Here is a 10,041-nt window from a genome sequence, read left to right as displayed (position 1 = left end):
AACTCCCAATCTCTCAAGAGTCACAACACCTCGTCAGTGTTGTTTAAATCAGAGCGCGTATTTTACGCTATTTTTCAGGACTGTCAACTTATTTTTTCAAACTTTTTAATTTCAGTTTTTAAAAATAGGCTTATCGTCCCGAGGAAGACTATAATAACTGATTGTTATATTTTTGCAAGCCCAATTCGACTTTAAATCATAAAAATGTGACATATGCTTATTTTTAATACAACTTTCAGGATTTATCTTTTTATAGTTCTGCTTATAGGTATTTAGGCTTAATAAAAGAATGATGTTATTCGAAACCGTAAAATTGAAGTGATGTTCTTTTTAGCAATTCGCTTAATTAAATAGTTATTTAGACCTATAAATTGAAAAAGCCCTACTCTAACGAGCAGGGCTTTTTCTGAATTGATTCGGTGTATTAGTGACCGAACTGGTTCATGGTGTTTTTGCTGTCATCACCAGCTTTCAGTGCATTGTCGCCAGCAAAGATTTCTTTGTGATCGTCGCCAATGTCAGAACCAGCCATTGCCTGGTGCTTAACACATGCGATACCACCACGGATTTCTTTACGCTGTACGCCAGCCACATAAGCCAACATGCCTTCGCTACCGAAGTAACCTTGAGCAAGTTCATGGGTAGACAATGCAGCAGTGTGGTAAGTCGGCAGGGTGATCAGGTGATGGAATACACCAGCTTCACGCGCAGCATCAGCCTGGAAAGTGCGGATCTTGTCATCAGCATCAGCAGCCAATTCAGTATTGTCGTATTCAGCGCTCATTAATTTAGCGCGGTCGTACGCAGATACGTCCTTACCTTCAGAAACCCAACGATCATAAGCCTGTTGACGGAAGTTCAGTGTCCAGTTGAATGATGGGCTGTTGTTATAAACCAGCTTGGCATTAGGAACTGTTTCACGTACACGGTTAACCATGTGAGCGATTTCAGCAACGTTTGGTGTTGCAGTTTCGATCCACAGCAGGTCAGCACCGTTTTGCAGGCTAGATACGCAGTCCAGTACTACACGGTCGATTTGTGTGTCAGCACGGAACTGATACAGGCCAGAAGCTAAACGCTTAGGACGCTGTAACTTGCCATTACGCTTGATCAGGATTTCATCTTCCTGAGCTTCAGAAATATCAATTTCAGTTGTTTCCAGGTAGCTGATGTACTGGGAAGCAATGTCACCTGGCTCTTTAACAACCGGGATTTTCTGGGTCAGGTCAGCGCCTTCAGAGTCAGTACGTGCAACAATGATGCCGTCTTCTACGCCCATTTCCAGGAATGCATAACGCAGTGCATGGATTTTGGCAATGAAGTCTTCATGCGGAACAGTTACTTTACCAGCCTGGTGGCCACACTGTTTAGCATCAGAAACCTGGTTTTCGATTTGCAGGGCACAAGCACCTGCTTCGATCATTTTCTTGGCCAGCAGGTAAGTGGCTTCTTCGTTACCGAAACCAGCATCGATGTCCGCAATGATGGGCACAACGTGAGTCTGGAAACCGTCGATCTGTGCAGTGATTTCAGCTGCTTTAGCAGTGTCACCAGCTTCGTTTGCTTTGTTCAGCGCACGGAACAGGTCGTTCATTTCTTTGGCATCAGCCTGACGCAAGAAAGTATAGATTTCTTCGATCAGTGCAGGTACAGAGGTTTTTTCGTGCATGGACTGGTCAGGTAATGGACCAAACTCTGAACGCAGTGCAGCAACCATCCAGCCAGACAGGTAGATATAGCGACGGTCAGTTGTACCGAAGTATTTTTTGTTGGCAATCATTTTTTGCTGTGCAATGAAACCATGCCAGCAACCCAGAGACTGGGTGTATTTGCTAGAATCAGCATCATACGCAGCCATGTCTTTACGCATGATGTCAGCAGTATACTTGGCAATGTCTAAACCAGTTTTGAAACGGTTTTGCATTTGCATACGCGCAGCATCTTCAGGGCTAATGTCACGCCATGTGCTGCCGAACTTTGCCTTTAATTCGCGGATTGCATCAACCGCTGTTTGGTATTGAGTCATGACATTGTCCTGTCTTGATGTTGGAAGTGATAAAGCCCTCATTCTAAAAAATAGATAAATAGAGGGTTTTACTGATGTGCTGAGTCTACTTTTTATGCCATAATTTAGCTAATTTATCATTTTAATCTTCGGTATTTATTTTATGAATCTTGAGCGCGTCGATTTAAATTTATTAATCTATCTCGATGTTTTACTTAGGGAAAAAAATGTGACGCGTGCCGCCGAACAATTAGGGGTTACTCAGCCAGCCATGAGTAACATTTTAAGGCGCTTGCGTACCCTGTTTAATGATCCCCTACTGATTCGCTCCTCTGAAGGGATGACACCCACTGAACGTGCGCTGGAATTACAGCCGCGTATTCGTGATGCACTGTCTGATTTGTCGATGATTCTGGAGCCGCGTACCGAGTTTAGGCCTTTTAGCAGCTCGCGGGTATTCCGGATTATGACTTCGGATTATGCCGAAGCCACACTCGTGCCCAAGCTGGTGAAAGCCATGCGTAGTGAAGCACCCAATGTGGTACTGGACTTTTTGACTCCCAGTGATGTGTCCTATCGTGACATGGAACAGGGCAAGGTGGATCTGGCGATTAACCGTTTTAATGAAATTCCACAAAGCTTCCATCAGGTGCTGGTATGGCGCGACAGTTTTAGCTGCCTGCTGAGTGCCAGCCATCCGGCGGTGGATCATTTAAGCCTGAAAAGCTATCTGGAAGCGCAACATATCTGGGTGTCCAAAACCGGCATGGGAGTTGGTTTTGGTGTTAACCCGGAAAAGTCCGGTGGCCTGGGCTGGATTGATCAGGCACTGGAACGGATTGGCCAAAAGCGCAAGATTAGTGTGTTTACCCGTCACTATCAGATGCCTGCTCTGCTGGCCTCCAATGTGGACTTGATTGCGACCTTACCCACCCGCATTGCGACCTTACAAGCTGAAAACCTGAATCTGGTTATTAAGGAGCCACCGTTCTATATACCGGAATTTGAGCTGAAAATGGCTTGGTGTCCACTGTTGCACCACCATCCGGCGCATCGCTGGTTGCGTCAGCTGATTATGTTTGTGGCACGCCAGATTATTGATGAAGAACAACGTGAGCTGTTAGCGCTACATCCACGCGCTGAACCTTGAGATTCTTTGGGTATTCTGAACTGTGGGCAGGTTTATCCTGCCCTTTTAATATGTCCATTTTTATTTATATCCTAAAAAATATTAGATCAGTTTGGCCTGTTCAAGCTCACTTTTGAGATAAGCATAATAGATGGGTGCTGCTACTAGCCCTGCAACCCCAAAAGCGCCCTGAAATACCAGCATAGCAATGAGCACTTCCCATGAATTGGCCCTGATTTTGGCCCCTACAATTTTGGCATTTAAGAAGTATTCAAACTTGTGAATCAGGATCAGATAAATCAGGGTAATTACGGCAACCGATAGCGACACAGTAAGGCCCGCAATAAACACCAGCGTATTGGAAACCAGATTTCCTACCACTGGCAACAATCCCAATAGAAAAGTTAAAATCACCAGTGTCTTGGCAAATGGCAGGTGAAGGCCAAAAATGGGTAACAACACCAGAATAAACAGGCCGGATAAAATGGTATTAATGGTTGAAATTTTAAGCTGGGCAAACACAATATTGCGGAATGCATTGGATAAGGTGGTAATCCGGTTGATCAGTTCAGTCTTGAATACAGGTGGCTCATCGCGAGGCATGACCTGATGCAGGGACACAATTGCCCCTAGCACCATACCAATCAGCATGGTAATAAAGCCATGCAACACGTATTTACCCGTATATTGCAACAAGCCAATATTGCGTTGTACCCATTGCATGATCTGGTTTTTTAGCTCTTCCACACTGTTGGGTAGATACCCCGGCAAATATACTGCAAGCTGGGTTTGCAAGTCTTGTAGTACCAGCGTAATCCGATGGCTAAGTGCTGAAGCCCCACGTACATCCTGAATAATAAAACCAATCAGGCTACCTACACTGCCAATCAGAAAAGCCACCACAATAACACTGAGCATCGCCACGACGGCCAGCCGTGCCCGGCGCCCGTGAATGAATTTTTCAAAATAAGGAGTTAGTGCATTGACCATTTCATGAACCAGAAACCCGGCAATAAAACAGGGCAACAAATGCAGTGGGATCAGCAGTAACAGCCCGGAGGCAACAATAATATAACTGGCAATCAAGGCCTGCTTTTGGTTTAACAGTGGCATTGCGTGTTTAGCCCTCAAGGAGTTTTTCAAAAGAATTTTTCTTATTGGATAGGCACAGAATGTAGCGTATTTGCCGATAAAAAACTGGGGTTTTTACGCACAAAACACTACAAATATTGGAATATACAAGCCCCCCGGCGTTTGGGGTATGATACGGTAAGTGGAATCAAAGAGTTACGCAGGTTTTAATAACCGTTCGCTATAATAACCGGGTGTATTCGTGAGCTTATTGCAAAACTTTACCGTTATTGCCGTGCTGGTGCTGGCATCAGCATTTTTATCAATCTCCGAGATTGCTTTTGCGGCTGCCCGAAAAATCAAGCTCAAGCTCATGGCTGAAAGTGGCGATATCAAGGCGCTTAAGGTTCTGGCGCTACAGGAACAGCCAGGTAATTTTTTTGCAGCCACTCAAATTGGCCTTAATGCGGTTGCTATTTTGGGTGGGATACTGGGTGAATCAGCTTTTCGCCCTTATCTTGTAGACATGGTTGGCTTTGTTTATCGCGGCCCTTTTACCCAGACCATTGGCTTTACGTTGTCCTTTGTGTTTGTAACTTCTATTTTTGTGCTATTTGCAGACCTTATTCCCAAGCGCTTAGCCATGATTGCGCCAGAACGGGTAGCACTGGCAGTCATTAACCCGATTAATGTATTTATCCGCATTTGTAAGCCGCTGGCATTTTTTATCAATATGCTGGCCAATATCCTGTTCCGGCTTTTTAAGGTGAATACCACCCGTGACGATAACCTGACCTTTGATGATATTTCTGCGATTGTCGATGCAGGGGCACAGGCCGGGGTATTGCAACAACAGGAACATCATTTTATTGAAAACGTCTTTGAGCTGGAATCACGTACCGTTCCTTCCTCAATGACCACCCGTGAAAATGTGGTATTTTTTTCCATTAAGGAAAATGAAGACAGTATTCGCAAGAAAATTGCTGAATACCCACACTCCAAGTTTCTGGTCTGCAATGACGATATTGATCATGTCATCGGCTACATCGACACCAAGGATATTTTAATCCGCATGTTAAATAACCAGTCGCTGCTACAACTCAATGAAACTACCATTCGTAGTATATTGACCATTCCAGACACCCTGACCTTATCGGAGCTGCTAGATCGGTTCCGCTCCACCAAGGAAAAGCTGGCCGTAGTAATTAATGAATATGCACTGGTGGTTGGCATTATTACCTTAAGTGATGTGATGAGCACGGTAATGGGCGACTGGGTTAGCCCGATGCAGGAAGAACAGCAAGTGGTGAAGCGCGATGATCATTCCTGGCTGATTGATGGTGGCACCCCGATTGAAGACTTAAAACGTGCCTTGGATCTGGATATGTTGCCAGAAGAAGGCAACTACGAAACTGCTGCGGGTTTTATCATGTTTATGCTGCGCAAGATTCCCAAGCGCACCGATTTTGTTGAATATGACGGCTACAAGTTTGAAGTGGTTGATATTGACCATTACAAGATTGACCAGTTGCTGGTAACCCAAGTGGTTGAACCGATGTCTTAAATATTCAGTTTAAATAAATATAAATTAATTTTTTGATTTTTAAAAAATATTGGTAATAACAACTGATTCCTGCCTAACACAGGAATCAGTTTTTAAACAAACAACTTACTCACCAGCTTCATGTTATAAGCCAAGCCAATGAAAATAGCTTGTTATAAATTGATCTCATTAGCCTGATATAATCTTGTAACCTAGCCCTATCGCACGACATCCGTATGGGTGGTGCGAAGCTTGGTTGCAGTGTAAATCAGATAAATTGCAGAAATACCCACCAGCACATAAATGATTCGTGACAGCGCACTTTGTTCACCAAAAATTGCCGCTACCAGATTAAAATCAAATGCGCCAACCAGACCCCAGTTTAAGCCGCCAACAATTGTTAAAACGTATGCTATCCAGTCAATCGTATTAAGTCTCATGGATTTCTCCTGTTCAGTTGAGCATTGAGTATGCTGATAACTAAAACTGACTTATGTTGAGTTGATGATAATACGAAGTTTATTGTGTGAAGTTTGTGTGGCATTTCAGCTATAAAACTTTAATTATATTACTGTTCTTTTAAGTATGACTCTAAATCGTTAATCTAAATACTATTTTATGCTTACGCATTCAACCCTGCTATTCATGGTTACAACTTGATTAATAGCTATAGCTTTTGCTTGATTTTCATAATCAATAGATAAAAATTAAAAAGGCTCTTATCGCGTAAGAGGAAATATTTATTTGAATAATGAAAGTTCATACCTAGGAAAAGATAGGCTAAGTAAAATACCTAGCCTAGTCATTCATCCATAATTAAAGTTAAAGCATCTCTATATTACATCCATTGTAATTTATCCCTTAATTTTACCACTTCACCAATAATGGTTAAGGTAGGTGCAGCAATTTCACTGCCCTCTACCTTGGATGAAATGTCAGCCAGTGTACCCACCACTACGGTTTGCTCAGGAGTTGTACCTTTGGAAACCAAAGCCACCGGCATATCGGGACGCTGGCCATGCGCAATCAGCTGCTGGCAGATTTTTTCCAGCCCAACCAGCCCCATATACAATACCAGTGTCTGGTTTTCATAAACCAGTTCACGCCACGGTAACTCAGGTGAGCCTTCCTTTAGATGGCCCGTCAGGAAACGGACACTTTGGGCATAATCACGGTGGGTGAGTGGAATACCAGCATAAGCGGAACAGCCCGATGCCGCAGTAATGCCCGGCACCACCTGAAACTTGACCTTGGCAGCAAACAGCTCTTCAATTTCTTCGCCGCCCCGACCAAAGATGAAAGGATCACCGCCTTTAAGACGGCAGACACGCTTACCTTCCTGCGCCAGACGCACCAGCAACGCATTGATGCCTTCCTGCGGCACTGCATGGTTAGAGCGTGCCTTGCCCACATAAATCCGGTCTGCATCACGACGACACAGGTTCAGGATGGGTTCGGACACCAGACGGTCATACACAATAACGTCAGCTTGCTGCATCAGGCGCAGGGCTTTGAAGGTTAGCAAATCCGGATCACCCGGCCCGGCACCAATGAGATACACTTCACCTTGCGGATTTTGCCAGCTTTCAATAAATTCAGGCATGGCAGCGCTGGCCTGCTTTATATTTCCAGCCAGTACCTGCTCGGCAACCGGACTGGTATACAGTTTTTCCCAAAACACACGGCGCTGGTCAGGATTGGCAATTTTCTGTTTAACTGCCGGACGCCACTGCCCTGAAAAAGCCACCAGTTCACCCAGACGTGCAGGCAAAATCCCCTCTATTTGGGTACGCAGCTGACGCGCCAATACCGGCGATGCACCACCCGTGGCAATGGAAATCAGCAAGGGTGAGCGATCAATAATGGCCGGCATCATAAAGCGGCAATGTGGTGGATCATCGACTGAATTCACCAGAATATTTCTGGCTTCGCAGTCGGTAAAAATCTGTGCATTAACCCGTGCATCATTGGTTGCCGCAATCACCAGACGGTATTGGTTAAGCGCAGGATTTTCTGAATAAGCAGCAGATAGATATTGCCCTTGGGTTTTCTCAACCAGTGCCTGTAACTGTGGTTCAATGACTGGCGCCAGCACATCAATGCAGGCATCGGCATCAGCCAGCAGTTGTGCCTTGCGCCATGCAATATTGCCACCTCCCACAATTAAACAGCGCTGCCGGGAAAGTTTTAAGGTAATTGGCAATAAATCCATGACGCACTCACTATCGGGTTGGCACTAAAAGGTCAATTGATAAGCGGTTAGTCAATACGTTGTAAGCCACCCATATAAGGTTGCAAAACTTTAGGCACTGTAATACTGCCATCGGCCTGCTGATAGTTTTCCATAATGGCGAGCAGCGTACGTCCTACCGCAAGACCAGAACCATTCAAAGTATGTACCAACTCTGTCTTTTTCTCACCACTACGATAGCGTGCACTCATGCGACGTGCCTGAAAATCACCCATATTAGAGCAACTGGAGATTTCACGATAGGTATGCTGGCTAGGAATCCACACTTCTAAATCATAAGTTTTGGTTGCCCCAAAGCCCATGTCGCCACCACACAGCAAAATTTTCCGGTAAGGCAGCTCAAGCAGTTGTAAAACGCGCTCTGCATGAGCAGTCAGTTCTTCCAGTGCATCAAAAGAGTGCTCTGGCTTGACAATCTGCACCATTTCGACCTTTTCAAACTGATGCTGACGAATCAGGCCACGGGTATCACGGCCATAGGAACCAGCCTCACTCCGAAAACATGGGGTATGTGCTGCATACTTTAAGGGCAAACGGTCTGCATCTATGATTTCATCACGCACAAAATTGGTGACAGGCACTTCAGCCGTAGGAATTAGATAAAATTCTTTTTCACCTTGCAGTTTAAACAGGTCTTCTTCAAATTTGGGCAACTGCCCTGTTCCACGCAAGCTGTCGCTATTGACCAGAAAAGGCACATATGCTTCAGTATAGCCATGCTCAGTGGTGTGTAAGTCCAGCATAAACTGGGTCACTGCCCTTTGCAGACGTGCCAGCGGGCCTTTTAATACACTAAAGCGGGAACCGGTGAGCTTGGTAGCAGTTTCAAATTCAAGCCCACCCATCATCTCGCCAATATCGGTATGATCCTTGATCTCAAAATCAAACTGCCGTGTTGTACCCCAACGCAGCACTTCGACGTTATCGCTTTCATCCTTGCCTTCCGGTACAGACTCATGCGGCAGATTCGGAATATTTAAGGCTTTTTGTTCAATGTCCTGCTGCAAGCTGGCCAGTTCAGCCTCGGCAGCTTTCATTTCCTCCCCCACTGCCTGCATACGTGCCATTAATTCAGAAGCGTCACCACCTGATTTTTTAATCTGGCCAACTTGCTTGGCACCCTGATTGCGTTCAGCTTGCAGGTTTTCAGTTTTTTGCTGGATATTTTTGCGGTGACTTTCCAGCGCATTCCACTCGGCAACATCCAGTTGAACGCCGCGTTTGGCTAGCGCAGCATTAACGACATCAATATTGTTTCTTAATAATTTCGGATCAATCATGATTCATGGATAACAACAAAAAGATTGCCGATAGTGTAAAGGCTAGACAATTGAAAATATAGTCTATTGCCTAGCTTTAATAGCGAGTCATGAAAGGTGAAATATTCTGCTTTTATTGCTATATCACTTGGTATTCTTTTAAAATATTTATAATTTGCGGCCATGTATATTTTTCACCAGGATCAACTGAAACAGCATCTTTGGAGCGACGATACTCACCATCATCAAATGCAAGAAAAATTGAATAAGCAGGTTCTAACATATCATGGGATAGGCTAAAGTCTATTAAGCATGCAAAAATACCATTCATAGCAATGTCGCAATCCTCATAATCACGTTTTTTTAAATAATAATCTAAAGCCACAGTCCTTGAAAATTCATTGAGGAACTCTGCTATTGATAAGTCATGAATGCGACAGATTTCTTTAATTGCGGCCTCCTGTAAGCCTTCCTGCTGAATTGTATAATTAATATAAAAGTGATAATCCATACTATTTTTCATTGATGAATCTCCCTGTTTTAATTGTCTAGGATATTAGATCTTTTGCGAAAGTCTGGTTTTGACAAGCTCAACCAACGCTGCCTGAGCCTGTCGAAGGCGAGTTGGTACAACTTATGAAAGAAGTCTATTGAATATATTTTAAAATTTATAGAACCAGTTGTTTCAATATCCGCGTTGCCTATAAAAAAGCCTGCTGTTTAAAGCAGGCTTTTTTTATACTTAGATTCTCAAATGAAGTGCAACAGAGATTAATTTATTGG

At 44.1% G+C, this 10,041-nt stretch carries 8 protein-coding genes; 2 read left to right on the top strand and 6 right to left on the bottom strand.

From position 1 onward, the window contains the following. Positions 1 to 424: 424 nt before the first annotated feature. A complete protein-coding gene (locus BKE30_RS15465) occupies positions 425 to 2,026 on the bottom strand; it encodes an isocitrate lyase (protein WP_076879449.1) in 1,602 nt (533 codons plus the stop codon). 142 nt (positions 2,027 to 2,168) lie between these two features. Between BKE30_RS15465 and BKE30_RS15460 the strand changes: the two genes are divergently transcribed. Beyond that, positions 2,169 to 3,155 carry a LysR family transcriptional regulator gene (locus BKE30_RS15460; RefSeq protein WP_076879448.1) on the top strand — a complete coding sequence of 329 codons (987 nt, stop codon included), beginning with the start codon at positions 2,169 to 2,171 and terminating at the stop codon, positions 3,153 to 3,155. Between the two features lie 81 nt (positions 3,156 to 3,236). Here BKE30_RS15460 and BKE30_RS15455 read toward each other — a convergent pair whose 3' ends face one another. Further along, on the bottom strand, positions 3,237 to 4,247 hold the full coding sequence (locus BKE30_RS15455; protein WP_076879447.1) for an AI-2E family transporter: 1,011 nt from the start codon (positions 4,245 to 4,247) through the stop codon (positions 3,237 to 3,239). Between the two features lie 220 nt (positions 4,248 to 4,467). On the opposite strand from BKE30_RS15455, the gene BKE30_RS15450 reads away from it, so the two are divergent. Continuing rightward, entirely contained in the window at positions 4,468 to 5,769 is a 1,302-nt protein-coding gene (locus BKE30_RS15450) for a hemolysin family protein (protein ID WP_076879446.1), read from the top strand. Positions 5,770 to 5,966: 197 nt separating this feature from the next. On the opposite strand, the gene BKE30_RS15445 is transcribed toward BKE30_RS15450, so the two are convergent. From BKE30_RS15445 to BKE30_RS15430, 4 genes are all read right to left on the bottom strand, one after another. Beyond that, a complete protein-coding gene (locus BKE30_RS15445) occupies positions 5,967 to 6,188 on the bottom strand; it encodes a DUF378 domain-containing protein (RefSeq protein ID WP_076879445.1) in 222 nt (73 codons plus the stop codon). 398 nt (positions 6,189 to 6,586) lie between these two features. Then, complete coding sequence (cysG, locus tag BKE30_RS15440; protein WP_076879444.1) at positions 6,587 to 7,960, bottom strand: siroheme synthase CysG; 1,374 nt, start codon at positions 7,958 to 7,960, stop codon at positions 6,587 to 6,589. Positions 7,961 to 8,007: 47 nt separating this feature from the next. Further along, positions 8,008 to 9,279: a serine--tRNA ligase gene (serS, locus tag BKE30_RS15435; RefSeq protein ID WP_076879443.1), complete on the bottom strand. Its 1,272-nt coding sequence runs from the start codon at positions 9,277 to 9,279 to the stop codon at positions 8,008 to 8,010. A 118-nt stretch (positions 9,280 to 9,397) separates the two neighbouring features. After that, entirely contained in the window at positions 9,398 to 9,781 is a 384-nt protein-coding gene (locus tag BKE30_RS15430; protein ID WP_076879442.1) for a hypothetical protein, read from the bottom strand. Positions 9,782 to 10,041 lie beyond the last annotated feature (260 nt).

It is taken from the genome of Alkanindiges hydrocarboniclasticus (assembly GCF_001982605.1).
GTDB classification, from domain to species: Bacteria; Pseudomonadota; Gammaproteobacteria; order Pseudomonadales; family Moraxellaceae; genus Alkanindiges; species Alkanindiges hydrocarboniclasticus.
The sequence above is the reverse complement of the archived record's forward strand: the minus strand, read 5'-3'. Positions and strand labels throughout refer to the sequence as shown.

Coding starts and splice junctions, on each gene's coding strand:
- BKE30_RS15465 (WP_076879449.1), bottom strand. CDS start 2,026: ATGACTCAATACCAAACAGCGGTTGATGCAATCCGCGAATTAAAGGCA.
- BKE30_RS15455 (WP_076879447.1), bottom strand. CDS start 4,247: ATGCCACTGTTAAACCAAAAGCAGGCCTTGATTGCCAGTTATATTATT.
- BKE30_RS15460 (WP_076879448.1), top strand. CDS start 2,169: ATGAATCTTGAGCGCGTCGATTTAAATTTATTAATCTATCTCGATGTT.
- serS (WP_076879443.1), bottom strand. CDS start 9,279: ATGATTGATCCGAAATTATTAAGAAACAATATTGATGTCGTTAATGCT.
- BKE30_RS15445 (WP_076879445.1), bottom strand. CDS start 6,188: ATGAGACTTAATACGATTGACTGGATAGCATACGTTTTAACAATTGTT.
- cysG (WP_076879444.1), bottom strand. CDS start 7,960: ATGGATTTATTGCCAATTACCTTAAAACTTTCCCGGCAGCGCTGTTTA.
- BKE30_RS15430 (WP_076879442.1), bottom strand. CDS start 9,781: ATGAAAAATAGTATGGATTATCACTTTTATATTAATTATACAATTCAG.